Origin of the sequence: Glaciihabitans sp. dw_435, from assembly GCF_018449675.1 — a bacterium.
Classification (GTDB): Bacteria; Actinomycetota; Actinomycetes; order Actinomycetales; family Microbacteriaceae; genus Glaciihabitans.
On record NZ_JAAVUZ010000001.1, the window covers coordinates 371,088 to 390,373 of the forward strand.

General features: G+C 65.3%; 17 protein-coding genes. 7 read left to right on the forward strand and 10 right to left on the reverse strand.

Annotated features, from left to right (window positions below):
- Nucleotides 1-354, reverse strand: a complete 354-nt coding sequence (locus HB677_RS01720) for a helix-turn-helix domain-containing protein (RefSeq protein ID WP_213813914.1) — start codon at nt 352-354, stop codon at nt 1-3.
- 80 nt (nt 355-434) lie between these two features.
- On the opposite strand from HB677_RS01720, the gene HB677_RS01725 reads away from it, so the two are divergent.
- Nucleotides 435-1,049, forward strand: coding sequence for a malonic semialdehyde reductase (locus HB677_RS01725; protein ID WP_213813915.1), 615 nt, complete (start codon nt 435-437; stop codon nt 1,047-1,049).
- Here HB677_RS01725 and HB677_RS01730 read toward each other — a convergent pair.
- Entirely contained in the window at nt 1,046-1,699 is a 654-nt protein-coding gene (locus tag HB677_RS01730; RefSeq protein ID WP_213813916.1) for a TetR/AcrR family transcriptional regulator, read from the reverse strand. The genes HB677_RS01725 and HB677_RS01730 overlap by 4 nt on opposite strands.
- Nucleotides 1,700-1,770: 71 nt before the next feature.
- Between HB677_RS01730 and HB677_RS01735 the strand changes: the two genes are divergently transcribed.
- A complete protein-coding gene (locus tag HB677_RS01735) occupies nt 1,771-3,189 on the forward strand; it encodes an MFS transporter (protein ID WP_213813917.1) in 1,419 nt (472 codons plus the stop codon).
- A 241-nt stretch (nt 3,190-3,430) separates the two neighbouring features.
- Here the strand turns inward: HB677_RS01735 and HB677_RS01740 are convergent, their stop codons facing one another.
- From HB677_RS01740 to aroA, 6 genes are read right to left on the reverse strand one after another with little or no spacing between them, the layout of a single operon-like run.
- On the reverse strand, nt 3,431-3,787 hold the full coding sequence (locus tag HB677_RS01740; protein WP_213813918.1) for a septum formation family protein: 357 nt from the start codon (nt 3,785-3,787) through the stop codon (nt 3,431-3,433).
- Nucleotides 3,766-3,960, reverse strand: a complete 195-nt coding sequence (locus tag HB677_RS01745) for a hypothetical protein (RefSeq protein ID WP_213813919.1) — start codon at nt 3,958-3,960, stop codon at nt 3,766-3,768. Before HB677_RS01745 ends, HB677_RS01740 begins: the two co-directional genes overlap by 22 nt.
- Before the next feature lie 8 nt (nt 3,961-3,968).
- Nucleotides 3,969-4,460, reverse strand: coding sequence for a septum formation family protein (locus tag HB677_RS01750; protein WP_213813920.1), 492 nt, complete (start codon nt 4,458-4,460; stop codon nt 3,969-3,971).
- On the reverse strand, nt 4,457-5,254 hold the full coding sequence (locus tag HB677_RS01755) for an inositol monophosphatase family protein (protein WP_213813921.1): 798 nt from the start codon (nt 5,252-5,254) through the stop codon (nt 4,457-4,459). The genes HB677_RS01750 and HB677_RS01755 overlap by 4 nt, the downstream gene beginning before the upstream one ends.
- Before the next feature lie 23 nt (nt 5,255-5,277).
- Nucleotides 5,278-6,303 carry a ribosome small subunit-dependent GTPase A gene (gene rsgA / locus HB677_RS01760; protein WP_213813922.1) on the reverse strand — a complete coding sequence of 342 codons (1,026 nt, stop codon included), beginning with the start codon at nt 6,301-6,303 and terminating at the stop codon, nt 5,278-5,280.
- 2 nt (nt 6,304-6,305) lie between these two features.
- On the reverse strand, nt 6,306-7,715 hold the full coding sequence (aroA, locus tag HB677_RS01765; RefSeq protein ID WP_213813923.1) for a 3-phosphoshikimate 1-carboxyvinyltransferase: 1,410 nt from the start codon (nt 7,713-7,715) through the stop codon (nt 6,306-6,308).
- 181 nt (nt 7,716-7,896) lie between these two features.
- On the opposite strand from aroA, the gene HB677_RS01770 reads away from it, so the two are divergent.
- Nucleotides 7,897-8,517 carry a sigma-70 family RNA polymerase sigma factor gene (locus HB677_RS01770; protein ID WP_213813924.1) on the forward strand — a complete coding sequence of 207 codons (621 nt, stop codon included), beginning with the start codon at nt 7,897-7,899 and terminating at the stop codon, nt 8,515-8,517.
- The gene (locus tag HB677_RS01775) at nt 8,514-8,750 is read left to right on the forward strand and encodes an alpha-ketoglutarate decarboxylase (RefSeq protein WP_213813925.1); all 237 of its coding nucleotides are present in this window, start codon (nt 8,514-8,516) and stop codon (nt 8,748-8,750) included. Before HB677_RS01770 ends, HB677_RS01775 begins: the two co-directional genes overlap by 4 nt.
- A gap of 258 nt (nt 8,751-9,008) precedes the next feature.
- On the opposite strand, the gene HB677_RS01780 is transcribed toward HB677_RS01775, so the two are convergent.
- Complete coding sequence (locus tag HB677_RS01780) at nt 9,009-11,048, reverse strand: Ig-like domain repeat protein (protein WP_213813926.1); 2,040 nt, start codon at nt 11,046-11,048, stop codon at nt 9,009-9,011.
- Nucleotides 11,049-11,276: 228 nt separating this feature from the next.
- A complete protein-coding gene (locus HB677_RS01785; RefSeq protein ID WP_213813927.1) occupies nt 11,277-15,182 on the reverse strand; it encodes a multifunctional oxoglutarate decarboxylase/oxoglutarate dehydrogenase thiamine pyrophosphate-binding subunit/dihydrolipoyllysine-residue succinyltransferase subunit in 3,906 nt (1,301 codons plus the stop codon).
- Between the two features lie 135 nt (nt 15,183-15,317).
- Here HB677_RS01785 and HB677_RS01790 point away from each other — a divergent pair, with 135 nt between their 5' ends.
- The 3 genes from HB677_RS01790 (at nt 15,318) to HB677_RS01800 (ending at nt 19,256) form a co-directional block, all read left to right on the forward strand.
- Entirely contained in the window at nt 15,318-16,757 is a 1,440-nt protein-coding gene (locus tag HB677_RS01790; RefSeq protein WP_213813928.1) for a GuaB1 family IMP dehydrogenase-related protein, read from the forward strand.
- 151 nt (nt 16,758-16,908) lie between these two features.
- Nucleotides 16,909-18,222 carry a hemolysin family protein gene (locus HB677_RS01795; RefSeq protein WP_374193760.1) on the forward strand — a complete coding sequence of 438 codons (1,314 nt, stop codon included), beginning with the start codon at nt 16,909-16,911 and terminating at the stop codon, nt 18,220-18,222.
- Nucleotides 18,219-19,256, forward strand: a complete 1,038-nt coding sequence (locus HB677_RS01800) for a hemolysin family protein (RefSeq protein ID WP_213813929.1) — start codon at nt 18,219-18,221, stop codon at nt 19,254-19,256. The genes HB677_RS01795 and HB677_RS01800 overlap by 4 nt, the downstream gene beginning before the upstream one ends.
- The last annotated feature ends 30 nt before the right edge of the window (nt 19,257-19,286 follow it).

Here is a 19,286-nt window from a genome sequence, read left to right on the forward strand (position 1 = left end):
TTACTTCGCCGCGGTGGGCGGAAGGTTGTGGCGCGCCCATGTGGTGAGCTCGTTCATCGCCGGGAGGAGCGCGAGGCCCGACTCGGTCAGCCCGTAGGACACGGCGACCGGCGGACCGACGTCGACCGAGCGCTCCACGAGACCCGCGGTCGCCAGTTCGACCAGGCGCTCGGACAGCACCGAGTCGCTGATTCCGCCGACGGCGCGACGCAGTTCGGTGAAGGTGGCGGAGCCGCCGGTCAACACCGCGAGAATCACGCCGTTCCAGCGCTTGCCGAGGAATCCGAACGCCCGCGTGAGCGCACCGTCGCAGGCTCGGGAGTCATGCGGGGTATCCGTGATCTCCTCTGACATGCGTCCACCCTAGCACTGTGCTACGTTTCACCTTGTAACTAGTTTTTTCAAAGTGACCAGCGAAATGAAAGTTGTAAACAGTGGAATCCTCGTCCGTCGACACCATCACCGCCCTCAATGACGAGGCCCTCTCTGCCCTCTTCACAGAAGCTCGCACCCACGCCAGCTTCGCTGATACCCCCATCACCGAGGATGAGCTGACGGCCATCTGGAATCTCGCCAAGTGGGCACCGACGGCAGCAAACCTGCAGCCGATGCGTCTCGTCTACGTCAACACTCCCGAAGCGCGCGAGCGTCTCGGCGTTCACATGAACGAGGGAAACCGCGCAAAGACGCTCGCCGCGCCGGTCGTTGCCGTGCTCGCGGTCGACAACAAGTTTTACGAGGCAATTCCCACGGTGGCGCCATTCCTCTCGGGCATGACCGAGGTGTTCGCAACCGACGACGCCATGCGCGGCGAGTGGGGCACGTTCAACTCGGCGCTCCAGGCGGGATACTTCATCATTGCTGCCCGATCGCTCGGCTTCGCGGTCGGTCCGATGGCGGGATTCGACTCCGCTGGTGTGGACGCAGAGTTCTTCTCCGACGGCCGCCTGCACTCCATTCTGGTGGTCAACCTGGGACGCGCCGGCGAGGAGGCACCGCGTCCGCGCATGCCGCGCCTCGACAGCGCCGAGGTCGTGCAGTTCCTCTAAGCGGTATCCGGAGTGCCGTCGGCCGGAGCGCCTGCCGCGGGAGACGTCGCTCCGCCCGAGGGCGCGGGATCCGCCTTCGACCGAATGAGCTCCAGCTTGTTCGGGAACGTGGTTGTCAGCAGTTCGTCTACCGACGCGTCGGTTCCGTAGTCGTCGGTCATTCGCAGGCCGATCATGGTGTTCATGAGCATGCCGTCGGCGAGAAACGCGTGCGACTCCTCGGGCGAGAATCCGCCCTCCTCCCGCAGGAATCGATAGACCGTCATAAAGCCCGCGCGCGCGACAGGCCCGATACAGGGGTCCGCGCCGAGCACAAAGCCGTGCATGAGGGACAACAGCATCCCCGTCTGTGACACGAGATTGACGTAGGCGAGACCGAGGCGTGCGCCGAGCGGTTGGGTGGATGTCTCGTCCGCAACTTCCGCGCGGAATGCGGTCATCAGGCAGTCTAGCGCCCGCCCGAGCACTTCGAGGAACAGATTCTCCTTGGTGCCGAACATCTTGACGATGTAGGGCTGGCTGACTCCCGCCGCCTCCGCCACCTGGTGGGTGGTCGCGCCCACGTATCCGTAGCTGCCAAAGATCCGGGTCGCCTCGGCGAGAACCAGTTCCCGCCGATCCTCCGCGCGCATTCGTGTTCCGTCGCTCATGGTTGACAGGTTATCAGCTGATCACTTATTGTGGTGCTTAGTTATCAACCGATCACTTAATGGAGACTCTCATGAGCACAACTCTCAGCGACGTCACCGCCGCTCCCGCGGCCGCTCCGCGACGAAAAATCCCGGTGTGGCTGGCGATCACGGCGGCTTCCCTCCCCATGTTTATGGCGACGCTCGACAACCTCATCATGACGAGTGCCCTCCCTGTCATTCGCACAGATCTCAACGCCTCCATTGGCGAGCTGGAGTGGTTCGTCAACGCCTACACCCTGAGCTTCGCCACGTTCATGCTCATGGCCGTCGCCCTCGGGGACAGGCTGGGGCGCCGCACCATCTTCGTCATTGGCATCGCCCTCTTCACTCTCAGTTCCGTGTTCTCCGCTCTCAGCACCGAGCCGTGGATGCTCATTGCCTCCCGGGCTGTGCAGGGCATCGGGGCATCCGCTCTCATGCCGCTGTCCCTCACGCTGTTGGTCGGGAGTGTCGGTGCGAAACTGCGTCCGCTCGCCATTGGAATCTGGGGTGGCGTCTCAGGACTCGGCGTCGCACTCGGCCCCCTCATCGGCGGGGCCGTCATTGAGGGCTGGAACTGGCAGGCCATCTTCTGGCTGAACGTTCCGTTCGGGGTCATCGCCATTCCCCTGGCGCTGGCCGCCCTTCCCAACAGCTTCGGGGCGCGGGTGCGTGCCGACGTCATCGGGCTGCTGTTGGTCGGAGTCGGCGTACTCGGGATCGTCTACGGCATCGTGCGCGGCAACGAAGCGGGGTGGGACAGCCTCGAGGTCATGGGCTCCCTCATTCTCGGCGCCGTGTTGATCGCGGCGTTCATCGTCTGGGAGTCGCGGGTGGATGCCCCGCTGCTGCCGTTACGCCTCTTCCGTGACCGTAGCTTCACGCTGGCGAACATCGTCGGTCTCGTCTTCAGCTTCGGCATCTTCGGATCGATCTTCATCCTCATCCAGTTTCTGCAGGTCGTGCAGGGGCACAGTCCGCTCGAGGCCGGACTGATGACGATGCCGTGGACTCTCGCCCCGCTCGTCATCGCTCCGCTGACGGGCTTCATCGTGCCGAGGGTCGGAACCCGGGTACTCATCGTCGCGGGACTGTCGCTACAGGCCATCGGCGTGCTGTGGATCGCGCTGACCATGTCGGTGGATCTGACCTTCGGCGGAATGTTCCTGCCGTTCCTCATCACGGGTGTGGGGATGGGGCTCGTCTTCTCCCCGTCGACCACCGCCGTGCTGGTGAACATGGCGCCCGCCGACCAGGCGAAGGCATCCGGCGCGAACGCCACCGTCCGGGAGATCGGGGTGGCCCTCGGTATCGCCGTGCTGGCGGCGGTATTTACGGGGGCGGGCGGAAAGCTCGACCCCACGCACTACGTGGATGCGGCTGTCCCCGCCGTGATCGTCGGGGCCGGAGCACTCGCGCTCGCTGCCGTGACGGCGCTCTTCCTGCCGTCGGGACGCGTCAAGTCCTAGCCGCGGGGCGGGGCGGTCGGGTCATCCGCCCGGCCGCCCTACAGGCGTGCGTTCGGGCGCTGTGCATCCGCGCGCCGGGAGCCGAAGTGTGCTGGACGATCCCCGACACAACTCGATCCCTCGGCCGGGATTTCACTGGGGGAGGAGATTCGGTCATTTCACCGCGTCTCAGGGCAGTGGATGACACGATCTCCTCCGCTATCGAAATACTGCGGCACCCCGGGGCATCCGCCCGGCCGCCCTACCAGCGCGCGTTCTTCAATGTGCCCGTGGTCTGTGCCCAGTTGCCGTTCATGTCGACTGCCCTGGCGACACACGTAATGAGTCGATCGCCGGATTCCCAACTGCCTTCGGTGGGAATGTACCGGGAAAAGTCGATGCCTGAGTCTTCGTAGGAGATTCCGACGAATTCGGCGAAGGACTTCTTGCAGACCTGGTCCGCTTCTTCTCCGAGTGCCTCCAGGCCGGGGTATTCGGTCCCGGCTATGACGGCATCGTCGTACACCTCGCTGTGATGGGAAATCCTGCAGCTAACGATCGGCACCGTTTCGACTTCTTCGTCGTCCTGGGTGTCGTTTAGGCAATCGCCAATCGCCAATCGCCAATCGTGATCGCGAACGCGTCCGCGCTCCTGCCCACCACATTGGGTTTGGGCGATGGGTCGGGAGGTGCCTGCACGATGGTGACGCACCCGGACAGGGATGTTGCGGCGACGAGGGCGAGGGCGACCGCGAAGAGTCGGGCGCGCTGCGCGGCGACCGGGTCATCCACTCGTCCTGCTATTTCTTGGCGTTCTTGAGCGTGCCGGTGGTCTTGGTCACGTTGCCCTCGGGGTCCAGCGACAGGATGAGGCAGGTCACGGCGCGGTCCTGCTTCTTCCAGCTCGCCTCGGTCGGGTAGTACGACGAGTAGTCAAGGTTGGAGTCATCGTAGGCAATGCCGGCGAAGGCAGGGAATGCCGCGAGGCAGGCCTCGTCGGCTTCCTTACCGAGAGCGTCGTCGCCGGGGTAGGTCTCATCGGTGAGGGTGATGGCGTCGAACACCTCGGTGTCATGCGGCTCCGCGCAGTCAACGGTCGGGACGCTGGAAACCTCGCCATCGGCGGCAGCGTCGTTGAGGCAGTCGCCGATCTTGAGGGTGAAGACATCCGTGCTGTCGCCGTCACCCTTCACGACCGAGGTATCGGGGCCGAACGCACTGCAGCCGCTCAGGGCGGTCGCGGCAATGAGCAGGAGGGCGGAGGCGAGCAGTCGGCCGCGGGTGACGATCACTTGCCGGACTTTCGCACGATCGGAAGCACCGCGTCGTGCAGCACGCCGTTGGTTGCCAGCGCGCTTCCGTGCCAGGGGCCGTCCTCGCCCTCGACCGAGGTAAAGCGGCCGCCGGCCTCTTCGATGATTGGGATGATCGCGGCCATGTCGTAGGGCTGCAGGTCGAACTCACCGACGATATCGAGGGCGCCCTCGGCGAGGAGCATGTACGCCCACATCTCGCCGATCGCGCGCGACCGCCAGACCGAGCGGGTGAGGGAGATGACCTCGTCGAGGTACCCGGCCTCATCCCAGCCCTGCAGGCTGTTGTAGCTGAGGGAGGCATCGGCGAGATCGGAGATTCCGCTGACGGACAGCCGCGTTGCCGCTTCGCCGTCGACCTCGAGCCACGCGCCATGGCCCTTGGCTGCCCACCAGCGACGCCCGAGCGCGGGGGAGCTGACGACGCCGACGACGGGAACGCCGTCGATCGCGAGAGCGATGAGCGTTCCCCAGATGGGAACGCCGCGGAGGAAGTTGGCGGTGCCGTCGATCGGGTCGATGATCCACTGTCGGGATGACTCGCCCTCGGTGCCGTATTCCTCGCCAAGAATGGAGTCGTGCGGACGTGCCGCGGTGATACCCGCACGGATCGACCGCTCGACGGCCTGATCGGCGTCGGTGACGGGCGTGCGGTCGGGCTTCGTCGTGACGACGAGATCGAGCGCTGTGTAACGGTCGAGCGCAATGTGGTCGGCATCACCGGCGAGGGCGATGGCCAGACTCAGGTCATCGGAGAGAGAGTAATCGGTCACCCCGCCAGCGTAGCGGCGGCAGGTTACGCGAGCGTTGCCAACAGTCGCTGAAGGGAGTCGAGTCGCAGCTTGCCGATTTCACCGAGGTCGCCGCGGTCGGCCGCTTCCACGATCGCGCAGTCCGGGGCATCCGGCAGGTGCGTGCAGCCGCGGGGGCACCCCTCCGCGATCTTTGCGAGGTCGCCGAACGACCGCAGAATGTTGTCGGGATTCACGTGCCCAAGCCCGAACGACCGCACACCCGGGGTATCGACGATCCAGCCGGAGCCGACGCGGTACGAAATGGTCGACGAGGACGTGTGGCGTCCCCGCCCCGTCACGTCGTTGACCCGGCCGATGGCGCGGTTTGCATCGGGAACGAGGGCGTTGACGAGTGTGGACTTTCCGACTCCGGAGTGTCCGACGGCGACGGTCGTGTGGCCGTCGAGCATCTCCTTCAACTCCGCGATCGGGAATTCATCAGTGGAGCTGCGGATGACCCGGAGTTCGAGTCCCGCGAAATTGGCGAGAAACTTCGACGGGTCGGCCAGGTCGGTCTTTGTCAGCACGAGGATCGGCGTGATCCCGGCGTCAAAGGCCGCCACGAGATACCTGTCGACGAGGCGAGGTCGCGGCTCCGGATTTGCGGCGGCCACGACAATCAACATCTGGTCCGCGTTGGCGACGATGATCCGTTCGACGGCGTCCGTGTCATCCGCACTCCGCCGCAGCAGCGAACTGCGCGGCTGCACCCGGACGACCCGCGACAGACTTCCGTCGTCACCGGAGGTGTCGCCGACCAGGTCGACGAAGTCACCCGTGACGATCGCCTTGCGGCCGAGTTCGCGTGCGCGGGTCGAGATCGCGCGATGTTCCTTGGGGGTGCCCTCGTCGACGATGACGCCATACCGGCCGCGGTCGACCGAGATCACGCGACCCGTTACCGAGTCGTTGTGCTCCGGGCGAATCTTGGTTCGTGGCTTGTTGCCCTTGGGGTTCGGGCGCACGCGAATCGCGGATTCGTCGTACTCGTCGTATTCGTCGTCTTCGACGTCGGTGAGCCAGCTCATGACTACAGCAGCTCGAGGGGGTTCACGCTGGGGCGGGAGATGCCCAGCAGGGGACCCGCCCACAGTTCGGGGAACTGGGGAAGCGTCTTGGCCGTGGTGCCAATGTCGTCAACGAAGACGCCCTCGACGGCGAGGCCGAGGAGCGCGCCGGCCGTGGCCATGCGGTGGTCCTCATAGCTGTGCCAGAGACCGCCGTGGAGCGGACGCGGGGTGATCTCCAGCCCGTCATCGAGCTCGGTCACCGATCCGCCGAGCGCGTTGATCTCTGCGGCGAGGGCGGCGAGGCGATCGGTCTCGTGTCCGCGGAGGTGACCGATGCCAGTGATGCGGCTGGGGGAGGACGCGAGGGCAGCCAGAGCGACTAGCGGGGGAGCGAGTTCGCCGCCCATGCTCAGGTCGATGTCGACGCCGGGGAAGGTGGCGCCACCAACGATGCCGGCGCCGCCGTCCACCGTGAGGGTCGTGCCGTCGACGGTGACGGTCGCGCCAAACAGGGGAAGGAGTCGGGCGAGGTGCGCCCCGACCTGGGTGGTCTCCACGGGCCAGCCCTGGATCGACACGGTACCCCCGGCGACGACGGCCGCCGCGAGGAAGGGGGCAGCGTTCGACAGGTCGGGTTCCAGATCGACGTCACGCGAGCGGATGACCGCCGGAGGAACGACCCAGACGCCGGGTTCCGGGTTTTCGACCACCACACCACGCGCTGCGAGCGTGGCAATCGTCATCTCGATGTGGGGAAGGCTCGGCAGCTTCTCGCCGGTGTGGCGGAGGGCGAGGCCGCGGGTGAAGCGCGGCGCGACGAGCAGCAGACCCGACACGAACTGGCTCGACGCCGAGGCGTCGATGGACAGTTCCCCTCCCTCGACCGATCCGGTGCCGTACAGGCTGAAGGGGAGCGCACCGCGACCGTCGTCGTTTACGTCGACACCCAGTGCCCGCAAGGCGTCGATGACCGTGCGCATGGGACGCCGGCGTGCTCCCTCGTCGCCGTCAAATGCGACTGGCCCGAGGGCGAGCGCGGCGACGGGAGGGAGGAAGCGCATCACCGTACCGGCGAGACCGCAGTCGATGTAGCCGCCCCCGGTGAGTTCGCCCGGGGTGACGAGCAGGTCGGGTCCGAAGGCGCCGCTGCCCTCGACCTCGTCGATGCGTGTGCCGAGGGTGCGCAGGGCCTGGATCATCAGGGCGCTGTCGCGGGAGTGCAGGGGAGCGCGCAGCAGTGATGGTCCATCCGCCAGCGCTGCGAGCACCAGCTCGCGATTCGTCAGGCTCTTCGATCCGGGGAGCTGCAGGGACGCGGACAGCGGTCCGGACGCAGCCGGGGCCGGCCATGCGCCGGGTGTGTCATCCGGAACCGGCTGATCGTCCCCATAGGGACTGAACTGGGGCTGCGCGATCTTCGATATGGCCATCACTGACCAGAGTAACCAATCACGAGGGTGCCCATCCATGGAATAGCGGCGGTGCGGCAGAGGTTATGCCCTGTATCGGCGGGTAATTACACCCGCACACGACGAAACGGAGGGTGACCGAGTGGCTGTACTGAACATCGCGCCCGAGGCCCCGACTCTCAGCGACCTAGAATTGTTGCTGATGACTGACACAACCGAGCCGGCAGACCCGAGAGAGCTCTTCGAAGAGCAGGCGATCCCCTATATGGATCAGCTTTACGCGGCTGCCATGCGCCTCACGCGCAACCCGTCCGACGCCGCCGACCTTGTGCAGGAAACCTTTATCAAGGCGTTCCAGGCGTTCGGGCAGTTCCAGCAGGGCACCAATCTGAAGGCCTGGCTGTACCGCATCCAGACGAATACCTTCATCAATAACTACCGCAAGAACCAGCGCAATCCCTACCAGGGAACGATTGACGACCTCGAAGACTGGCAGCTCGGCAGCGCCGAATCTGTCACCCAGTCAACGTCGACGCGATCGGCTGAAGCTGAGGCCATCGATCACCTTCCCGACAGCGATGTCAAGGAAGCTCTGCAGTCGATCCCGGAGGACTTCCGGATGGCCGTGTACTTCGCAGACGTCGAGGGGTTCTCCTACCAGGAGATCGCCGACATTATGAAAACCCCCGTGGGCACCGTGATGAGCCGCCTCCACCGCGGCCGTCGCATGCTGCGGGACCTTCTCGCCGATTATGCGCGTGAGCGTGGCATCGAGGCCAAGCCCGCGTCAACGCGGCAAAAAGTTTCAAGGAGCACGAAATGACCGACTGCGGTTGCGACAAGGCCAAGTCAGAACTCGAAGAGTATCTGCACCGTGAACTGAGCGACGCTGACTTCAGCGACATCTCCGAGCACCTCAACACCTGTGTTGACTGCTCGTCTGAGCACCTCATCGGACTCACCCTCTCGGAGAAGGTCCGTAAGGCGTGCCAGGAAAAGGCTCCCGATGAGCTGCGTGCAGCCGTCCTCGGTCGCCTGAGCCAGCTGCAGTCCTAGTCACTTCGTCACCCTCAGCTGGGTGACCGGCGGGGCATCCGCTGCGATGGTGCCGTTACCCGCTTAGGTGACGGTGATGCGCGCGGTGCCCGTCGTGGCGAACTTCGGCAACACGATGGTGACCCTGCCGTGCGTGGACGACGTGAGGCTGTAGCTCTTCAGCTTCTTCCCGTTCGCGTACCCAACAAGATTCCGTCCCGGTGGGAGCCGCGATGCCCGCGGCCGGCACCATGACGACCGCGGGCTCACACGTGCCTGTTACTTCGTTACCTTGAGCCGGGCAACCGGCGAGGCATCCGCTGCGACGTTGCCGTTACCCGCGTAGGTAACGGTGATGCGCACGGTGCCCTTCTTCGCAAACGTGGGAAGAGCGATGGTGACCCTGCCGTGCTTGGACGCCGTGAGGCTGTAGCTCTTCAGCTTCTTGCCGTTTGCGTACGCAACGAGGGTTCCTGTGGGTGCCGCGACACCGGCGGCCCGCACCATGACGACCACGGACTCATGCTTCGACCGCTTGATTGACGCGGTGTGGAGGCCGATGGTGGTGGTGGCAACGGCCTTGCGAACGATCAGACCGCGAGCGCTGCTGATCGACGATCCATAGACCGCGCTGGAGGGCGTGAACCGGGCGGTGATTTTGTGTTTTCCTCCTGCGATCGACACGGGAAGCGTGTATCCGGCGACCCCGCTGGTGCTCGCTCTCACGGTGGCGAGCGTTTGCTTGCCGTCGAGAATGAAGGCGACGCGGCCCTGTGGGTAGGCGCCGTTGACCCGCGCGAGACGGGCGGTGGCTGTGACGCGCGGTGCCTTGCCGTAGGTCTGCACGGATCCGTGATCGAGCGTGACGGCGATCGTCGTCGCGGCGGCCTTCTTGGTTGTCACCGGTGACGAGGTGACGGGAGTGGTCGTGGTGGGGGTTGCTGCGACCGGGGCCGGAGCGGCAACCGGTTTGGCGACGGGAGCGGTGCCTCCGAACGTGACGGTGACTGCGGCTCCGGCCGACGGGCTCAGGGACCCGACTGACACGGTGAAGCCACCGTTCACATCTGTGAACGATTCGCCGGCGTCGAGGTGCAGGTCGCGGGTCTTGACGTTCGCACCGGCGACGGGACCGACGGCGACGACGGTGGTTCCCGACCAGGTCGAGTACCCATCGGTGAAGGGAAGCTCCCGCAGGATGCGCACCTCACCGGTCGAGGATGACCCGGTCGAGCCACACAGCACGTAGCCGTCGCCGACCGCGGCGTTGCAGTACTTGGGGTAGCGGAACTCTCCGCTTGTTGCATCCGCGCCGGACGACGTGCGGTACTCCACGTAGTAGACACCGCCATCGTTGGGGTCGGTGATCTTCAGGGCGCGCGTTCCAGTGGCAGCTCCGTCGAGCGCGGTCAGGGTGACGGACGAGGTGCCGCTCGTGAGTGCCTGGTAGTCGGTCATGTATCCGGCGTTGATGCGCTGGATGCTCGACAGGTGCGGAAGACCCGAGGCGATGGTGAAGCCCATGATGTCGAGGTAGTCGCCGTACTCCTGCGTGGGGCAGACGGTGCTGGCGAACGTGAAGGACGCGATCTTGGCGTCAAAGCTGGCGGTGTTGGTACAGATGGATGCATCGGCGTGGTCAAACCCGAGGTTGTGACCGAACTCGTGCACGGTCGCCGGCACGCTGAAGGCCGTCGAGGTGCCATAGCCGCTGAAGATCTCTCCACCGGATCCACCAACAGTGGCGAATGCCACCGGTGTCGATCCACAGCTTTCCTTGGCCAGCACGAGGAGGTGACGGTTCGTTCCCGACCACGCGTAGTTGGCAAAGGAGCCGCCGAAGGCAGCGCTTGCATCGGCGGCGAGTGCCGCGTTGGTTCCGGCGCAGGTGGCCTGTCCGAGCGAACGCGTCTCGTAACCGCCGAACTGAATGCGCACGTGTCCGTTGGATTCGGCCGACCAGTATTTGTCCATCGCGGCGACGAGTGTCTGCACGCTGGTCTGGTCGAGGCCCGAGACGTTGTCATCGGCGGTGGAGTTCGTCACGCTGGCGACACTCGCATAGATCGTGTGCACCGTGACGGCGGTGGCGCGAAGACGGCCGTTGGCTGCCTTCGCCGGCGCGGTCGGTGCATCCGTGATCCCGGGCACGACGATCATGTCGCCATCGACGCGGTCCGCCGTGTCGGCAGATGAAGTAGTAGTGGTGGTAGAGGTGGATGCCTCGGAGGCATTCGCTGCCATCGCGGGGGCGGTGAGGCCGGCCCCCAGAACGATCGCCGTTCCCAGTAGTACAGCCAGTATTGATTGATTACGCATTTTTCTCCCAGAGAGTTCACTGTTTCATGAACAGCCCGGAGAGCGATCTTCCTCCGTACTACTGGGAAACTGCTGGTATTTGGATACATAGTGCTTAGTTCTAGCCACCGTGCTTAGTTCCACGCACAGCGTTAGGAGACAATTCGTGCTCTTAGTTCGGTTGTTGGTACAACAAATAACGGGTCGCTACCGAGGTAGCGACCCGTTATGAGGGGGACTGGGCGGTGCTTAGAGCGAGAGAGCCCGGTCGATCAGCGCTGCCTGCTCATGGGCGCTGCGCTTGGTGGAACCTGTCGCGGGCGAGGCCGATGCCTGACGGGATGACACGGCAATGGGGCGTCCTCCCACCTTCTTCGACAGCTCGAGACTGATGAACGGCCACGCGCCCTGATTCTCGGGCTCGTCCTGCGCCCACACGATGTCGGCGTTGGGATACCGATCGAGGACCGCCATCAGCTCCACATCCGGTGTGGGGTAGTACTGCTCCACACGCACGATCGCGATTGCCTGTTCTTCGCGCTTGGCGAGTTCGGCCACCAGGTCGTAGTAGATCTTGCCGGAGGTCAGTACTACTCGCTTGATTCCGGCCTTGTCACCGGTGATGCGCGGGTCATCGAGAATGGGCTCAAACTTGCCGGACGTGAAGTCGGCCACGCTGCTCGTGGCGCCCCTCAGCCGCAACATCGCCTTCGGAGTGAACACCACGAGCGGCCGGCGCGGACGCTGGTACGCCTGGCGGCGCAGGAGGTGGAAGTACGACGCCGGCGTCGACGGACGCGCGACGGTGAGGTTGTTCTCGGCGCACAACTGCAGGTAGCGCTCGATGCGGGCGGACGAGTGGTCGGGGCCCTGTCCCTCGTAGCCGTGGGGAAGGAGCAGCACCACGCTTGAGCGCTGGCCCCACTTCTGTTCCGCAGACGAGATGAACGTGTCGATGATGGTCTGCGCTCCGTTGGCAAAGTCACCGAACTGCGCCTCCCACAGCACGAGTGCATCCGCGCGCTCCACGGAGTAGCCGTACTCGAAGCCCATTGCCGCGTACTCGCTCAGCAGGGAGTCGTAGATCCAGAACCGCGCCTGCGAGTCGCTGAGGTTGGCGAGCGGCAGCCATTCCTGGCCGTTCTCCCGGTCATGGAGTACCGCGTGCCGCTGCACGAAGGTGCCCCGGCGGGTGTCCTGGCCCGCCATGCGCACCGGAGTTCCCTCGAGCAGCAGGGAGCCGAGGGCGAGAAGCTCGCCGAATGCCCAGTCGACGGATCCGTTGCGGCTCATGTCGAGACGCTTCTTCAACAGGGCGTTGAGCTTGTTGTGCACCGTGAAGCCCGCGGGCGGGTTGTCGAATGCGTCACCAATGAGTTCGATGACGGATGACGCGACGCCCGTCGTCTGCGGTTCGCCGACGTTGTCGTCCTGCTGTGCATCGGGACGCTCAAGGTCGGAGACCGCGCCGGTGTCCGACGTGATGATGGGGATGGAGCCGGTCTGCGCGGCGTGGGTCTCGGCGAAGGCCCGCTCGAGGCGGTCTTGGAAGTCCTTGTGGGCGGCCTGGTATTCCTCGGCGGTGATGTCACCGCGACCGACGAGCGCCTCGGTGTAGAGCGTACGAACGGAGCGCTTGGCTTCGATCAGGTTGTACATCAGCGGCTGGGTCATCGAGGGGTCGTCGCCCTCGTTGTGTCCGCGGCGGCGGTACCCGACCAGGTCGATGACCACGTCGCGGTGGAACTCCTGGCGATAGGCGAAGGCGAGTTCGGCGACGCGGAGTACTGCCTCCGGGTCATCCCCGTTCACATGGAAGATCGGAGCCTGAATGGTCTTGGCGACGTCGGTGGAGTACACCGAGGTGCGTCCTTCACCGGGGGGAGTGGTGAACCCGACCTGGTTATTGACAACGAGGTGGATGGTTCCGCCGGTGCGGTAGCCGCGCAGCTGCGACATCTGCAGCACCTCGACGACGATTCCCTGACCGGCCATGGCGGCATCGCCGTGGATCATGACCGGAAGAACCGAGTAGCTGCCGATGGGGCGGCGGTCCTGCTTTGCCCGGACGATTCCCTCGAGCACACCATCGACGGCCTCGAGGTGCGAGGGGTTGGCGGCGAGGTAGACCGGCATTTCGCGGCCCTCTGCGCTCGTGAAGCTTCCCTCGGTGCCGAGGTGATACTTGACGTCGCCGGAACCCTGCACGGTACGGGGGTCCTGGGTGCCTTCGAATTCGCGGAAGATCTGGCCGTATGTCTTGCCGGCGATGTTGGTGAGCACGTTGAGGCGGCCGCGGTGGGCCATGCCGATGGCGACCTCGTCGAGGCCGGTGGAGGCGGCTCCCTGCAGCAACGCGTCGAGCAGGGAGATAGTGGATTCGCCACCCTCCAGGCTGAATCGCTTTTGGCCGACGTACTTCGTCTGCAGGAAGGTCTCGAAGGCCTCCGCCTCGTTGAGCTTGCCGAGGATGCGCATCTGCGCGTCGTGGTCGGGCTTCGCGTAGGGCTTTTCGACGTGGTCCTGGATCCAGCGGCGCTGCACCGGGTCCTGGATGTGCATGTACTCGATGCCGATGGTGCGGCAGTAGGCGTCGCGCAGCATGCCGAGGATGTCACGCAGCAGCGCCGACTTGCGGCCACCGAACCCACCGGTGACGAACTCGCGATCGAGGTCCCAGAAGGTGAGACCGTGGCTGGAGAGCTCGAGGTCGGGGTGGGTGCGCTGACGGTACTCGAGCGGGTCGACATCGGCCATGAGGTGTCCGCGCACGCGGAACGAGTTGATGAGTTCCTGCACGCGGCCGGTCTTGCCGACCTGGGCGTCGAGGTCGACGTTGATGTCGGATGCCCAGTGAATGGGGTCGTACGGGATGCGCAGCGCGGCGAAGATCGACTCGTAGAAGTCGTGCTGCCCGATGAGACGCTCGTGCACCTTCTTGAGGAACTCCCCGGACCCGGCGCCCTGGATGACCCGGTGGTCGTAGGTGCTGGTGAGGGTGATCGTCTTGCCGATTCCGAGTTCGGCCAGCGTCTTGGGGCTGGCTCCCTGGAAGGCAGCGGGGTACTCGAGGGCACCGGCGCCGACGATGCACCCGGCGCCGCGCATGAGGCGCGGGACGGAGTGCTCGGTACCGATTCCGCCGGGGTTGGTGAGCGAGATGGTGTTGTTCTGGAAGTCGGCGGCGGTCAGCTTGTTGCTGCGCGCGCGGGACACCACGTCTTCGTAGGCGACGAGGAATTCGCCGAATCCCATGGTGTCGGCGCGCTTGATGCCGGGAACAAGCAGGGCGCGGGTTCCGTCGGGCTTCGGAAGGTCGATCGCGATCCCGAGGTTGACGTGGGCGGGAACCACCACGGAGGGCTTTCCGTCGACCTCGTCGTAGAAGACGTTCTGGCTCGGGAACTCCTTAAGCGTTTCGACCATTGCCCACGCGATGAGGTGGGTGAACGACACCTTTCCACCGCGGGCACGCTTGAGGTGGTTGTTGATGACGATCCGGTTGTCGATCATCAGCTTCGCCGGAATGGTGCGCACGCTGGTGGCGGTGGGGACGGTGAGGCTGGCGTCCATGTTGGACGCGAGACTCTTCGCCATTCCCTTGAGCGCGGAGACCATGTTCTCGGACTCGGGTGCGGGGGTCGCGGCGGTGGGGGAGATCGGCGTCGATGACGTCGTCGGAGCCTCCGCGGGGATCGGCTGCGGCTTGGCCTGCACGGAGGTGGTGCGGGCGACGGGCTGTGAGCCGGTCGCGGGTGCGGGGGTGGGCGCCGGTGCTGCCGCGGCCGCCGGAGCGGTCACTTCGTCGGGGATTTGCGCTTCGCCGCCGGAGGCCTGGTCACTCGCGGAGGCGTCGCTGGTCGCCACCTCAGCGGGGGGAGCGTCGCTGATCGGCGCGTCAGCCGGGGTTGGAGTTGCGGTCGGATCCTGAGCCGGAGCTCCGGCGTCGTCGCCGGTACCAACGATGGGGATCGCCGTTGTGGGGTGTGGATCGGTCACGGGCTTGTAGTTCTCGAGGATTGGCCACCACGAGGCATCCACAGAATTCTTGTCAACGATGTACCGCTCATACATTTCGTCAACGAGCCACTCGTTCGCACCGAATTCGCCTGAAGTACCGTCTTCGGAGGCAACTCCGGTCACTTGGCTAGACACAGCCGACCGCCCACTCTCAATTTCACTTGTTTGTGCGTCTGGATAGCCTGCGACCTACCCTGGCCACAGCACTGTTAAGCCTAATCGGTTCGGTCAAGGCATGTGGGCAACTCCGGGCGCTGTAGCGTTTATTTCATGGAGTTCTACGAGACAACACCGGAACACGACCTCACCTATTCGGACGTCTTTCTTGTGCCGAACAGGTCGGCTGTCACCAGCAGGCTCGACGTGTCGCTAGCTCCAGGTGATGGCACCGGCGCCACGATTCCGATCGTGTCGGCGAACATGAATTCCGTCACCGGACCGCGTCTTGCGGCGACGCTCGCCCGGCGTGGCGGACTCGGGGTTCTTCCCCAGGACATGCACCTTCAGGATCTGGATGCCGCGATCCGCTGGGTCAAGGATCAGCCGGTGCAGTTCGACACCCCACTCAGCCTCTCTCCGGAGGACACCGTCGCGGACGCGCTGCTGCAGATCCCGCCCGTCGAGGGCCACGGCATTGTCCTGCACGACTCCGATGGCGCCTACGTTGGATGCATTCCCGCCGCGCGCCTCGGCAGCGCCCTCCACGATGCCCGGCTCGGCGACCTCGTGCACGGGGCGCTGACCGCGCTCGACGCCGATGACCTCGACTCCCCGCGCGCCGCGTTCGACCTCATGGTCGAGGCCGACCTTGACTTCGCGCCCGTGCTGCACCACGGGGTTGTGGTCGGGACCCTCAGCCGCCGCAGCGCCCTGCGCTCCACCCTCTACTCGCCCGCCGTGGACGCCAGCGGACGACTGCGTGTTGCCGCCGCGCTCGGCATCAATGGCGACGTCGCGGGCAAGGCCAAGGCGCTCGCCGCGGCTGGCGTCGACGTTCTCGTGCTCGACACCGCCCACGGTCACCAGGAGGGCATGTTGCGAGCGATCGCCACGGTCGCGGCCCTCGGACTGGGCATCCCGCTGGTCGCCGGCAACGTCGTGACCGAGGCTGCGGTGCGCGACCTCGTCGCAGCGGGCGCCAACATCATCAAGGTCGGCGTCGGCCCGGGCGCGATGTGCACAACACGCATGATGACGGCCGTCGGCCGTCCACAGTTCTCTGCGGTGCTGGAAACGGCGTCGACCGCCCACGAACTCGGCGCCCACGTCTGGGCCGACGGCGGCGTGCGGTACCCCAGGGACGTCGCCCTCGCGCTGGCGGCGGGCGCGTCATCCGTCATGGTTGGATCCTGGTTCGCCGGAACGATCGAGGCGCCGGGAACGATTCATACGGATGCCGCGGGCCTGCTGTACAAGGAAAGCTGGGGCATGGCCTCCACCAAGGCGGTGCAGCAGCGGTTCGAACGCCTCGACCCCTACGAACTCGCGCGCAAGACTCTCTTCGCCGAGGGGATCTCGAGCTCGCGGATCTACCTCGACCCGTTGCGCCCGTCGATCGAAGACCTGCTCGACATGATTACGTCGGGGGTGCGCAGTTCCTTCACCTACGCGGGTGCCTCGAGCGTCCGCGAGTTCCGTGAACGCGCGCTCGTCGGAATCCAGAGTGCCGCGGGATACGAAGAGGGAAAGGCCCTGCCCGTTTCCTGGTGATCGGGCCGGGCGGGCCGAAGCCCGATTCCGCTAGCAGCAATACCTGAGCAACCGGCAGCATGCCCGAAACAATGGCTCTATATACTCGGTTGAACAATGGATGACCCCCCTCCCAGTATTTACGCCGGTGGCCGCTATGTATGAGCTGATCATGCTTGGTATCGGAATTCTCCTGACCATCGGCACCGGCTTCTTCGTGGCATCAGAGTTCGCTCTGGTCAACCTCGACCGCTCGGACCTCGAAGCTCGTCAGGCGCGGGGTGAGAAACGCCTCGGCATGACGATTGCCGCGCTGAAGATCACCTCGACGCACCTGTCCAGCGCCCAGCTCGGGATCACCCTGACGACGCTGCTCACCGGATACACGATCGAGCCCGCGCTCAGTGGCTTGCTCAACGGTCCCATCACGGGACTGGGGCTGCCCGAGGCATCCGTCGGCATTATCTCGACCATCGTCGCGCTCGTGCTGGCGACACTCGTCTCGATGATTCTCGGCGAGCTTGTGCCGAAGAACTTCGCGCTCGCGCTCCCGCTGGCTACCGCCAAGCTGGTGATCCCCTTCCAAGTCGGCTTCACCATGGTGTTCCGCCCGATCGTGCTGCTGCTGAACAACTCCGCCAACGCGATCCTGCGCTCCATCGGCATTGAGCCGAAGGAGGAGCTGAGCGGCGCACGCACGGCAGAGGAACTCACCTCGCTGCTGCGCCGGTCCGCCCTCGAGGGCAGCCTCGACCGCGACACGGCGACGCTGCTCGCCCGCACGCTGGCGTTCTCCGACCACACCGCACAGGACGTGATGACGCCCCGGCCCCGGCTGGCGAGTATCGAACGTACCCTCACCGCGGCCGACGTCATCGCGCTTGCGCGCAAGACCGGGTTCTCGCGGTTCCCGGTGATCGACGACAGCATCGACGACGTGGTGGGAATCGTGCACATCAAGCAGGCAGTGGCGGTGCCCCGCGATAAGCGGGCGGATGTCCCGGTGTCGGCGCTCCTCTCCGAACCGCTGCGGGTGCCCGAAACGATGAAACTCGATGTGCTGCTCGGAGAGCTGCGCGGCCGCGGATTCCAGCTGGCCATCGTGGTGGACGAATACGGCGGAACCGCCGGCGTCGCGACGCTGGAAGACCTGGTGGAGGAACTCGTCGGCGAGGTGTCGGACGAGCACGACCGCACCAAGGCCGACGTGGTGCGCAGCCGCGACTGGTTCACCTTCCCCGGCATCCTGCGTCCCGACGAACTTCTCGAGCGCACCGGCGTGCACGTGCCGGAAGAGGGCCCGTTCGAAACCGTGGCCGGATGGCTGATGAGCGAACTCGGCCGGCTGCCTGTCGTGGGCGACACCGTGTCGATCGAGCCGGGCACCTTCCGGATCGAGCGGCTCGACGGCCGCCGCATTGACCGGGTTCGGTACACACCGACTCCGGAACCCGACCCGAACACGGAAGGCGGTGGTGACCGATGAGCGACTGGGCAGGAATCCTGTGGCTGGTCATCCTTCTGGCCGTCAACGCGTTCTTCGTCGGCGCGGAGTTCGCGATCATTTCGGCTCGCCGTTCGCAGATCGAACCCTTAGCCGAACAGGGGTCGCGCGCGGCCAAGACGGCCCTGTGGGCGATGGAACACGCAACCCTGATGTTGGCCGCAAGCCAGCTCGGCATTACGGTGGCGTCGCTGTTGATCCTCAACGTGTCGGAACCGGCGATTCACCACCTTCTGGAGATCCCGCTCGGACTGACCGGGCTTCCGGAGGGTGTCATCGGCACCGTCGCGTTCGTTATCGCGCTGATAGTTGTGTCGTTCCTTCACGTGATTCTCGGCGAGATGGTCCCGAAGAACCTGTCGTTCTCCCTCCCGGAGCGCGCGGTGCTGCTGCTCGCTCCGCCGTTGGTGTTTATCGCGACGATCTTCCGACCGATCATCGTTGCCCTGAACGCGACCTCCAACGGCGTGCTGCGCCTGTTCCGGGTGGAGCCTAAAAGCGAGGCGAACAGCGCGTTCACCGTCGACGAGGTCGCGAACATCGTGGCGCAGTCGACCCGCGAGGGAATTCTCACCGACTCGACCGGCACCCTGTCCGCGGCGTTCGAGTTCAGCGAGAAGAAGGCTCAGGACGTGGCCGTGGGAATGGCCAATCTCGTGACGCTGCCGGAAGACGCGTCGCCCGCCGACGTCGAGAAGGCGGTCGCCAAACACGGATTCTCGCGCTACGTGCTCATCAACGGCGAAGCCGAACCGACGGGGTACCTGCACCTCAAGGACGTCATCGACCTTGACGAGGACGAGTTCGGCGAGCCCGTCCCGCCCAAGCGCATTCGCCAACTCATCTCGATCTACCGCTCGACCGACCTCGAAGATGCGCTGGCGACCATGCGCAGGTCCGGCGTGCACGTTGCCCGGGTGTTCGATGAGACCGGAGCGACCAAGGGCGTGCTGTTCCTCGAGGACATCATCGAGGAACTCGTCGGCGAAGTGCAGGACGCAACCCGCCGCAACTGACAAACGACCCCGCGCGACCGATTCGTCGGT

Coding starts and splice junctions, on each gene's coding strand:
- HB677_RS01735 (WP_213813917.1), top strand. CDS start 1,771: ATGAGCACAACTCTCAGCGACGTCACCGCCGCTCCCGCGGCCGCTCCG.
- HB677_RS01775 (WP_213813925.1), top strand. CDS start 8,514: ATGACCGACTGCGGTTGCGACAAGGCCAAGTCAGAACTCGAAGAGTAT.
- HB677_RS01730 (WP_213813916.1), bottom strand. CDS start 1,699: ATGAGCGACGGAACACGAATGCGCGCGGAGGATCGGCGGGAACTGGTT.
- HB677_RS01800 (WP_213813929.1), top strand. CDS start 18,219: ATGAGCGACTGGGCAGGAATCCTGTGGCTGGTCATCCTTCTGGCCGTC.
- HB677_RS01780 (WP_213813926.1), bottom strand. CDS start 11,048: ATGCGTAATCAATCAATACTGGCTGTACTACTGGGAACGGCGATCGTT.
- HB677_RS01770 (WP_213813924.1), top strand. CDS start 7,897: ATGACTGACACAACCGAGCCGGCAGACCCGAGAGAGCTCTTCGAAGAG.
- rsgA (WP_213813922.1), bottom strand. CDS start 6,303: ATGAGCTGGCTCACCGACGTCGAAGACGACGAATACGACGAGTACGAC.
- HB677_RS01795 (WP_374193760.1), top strand. CDS start 16,909: ATGCTTGGTATCGGAATTCTCCTGACCATCGGCACCGGCTTCTTCGTG.
- HB677_RS01720 (WP_213813914.1), bottom strand. CDS start 354: ATGTCAGAGGAGATCACGGATACCCCGCATGACTCCCGAGCCTGCGAC.
- HB677_RS01790 (WP_213813928.1), top strand. CDS start 15,318: ATGGAGTTCTACGAGACAACACCGGAACACGACCTCACCTATTCGGAC.
- aroA (WP_213813923.1), bottom strand. CDS start 7,715: ATGGCCATATCGAAGATCGCGCAGCCCCAGTTCAGTCCCTATGGGGAC.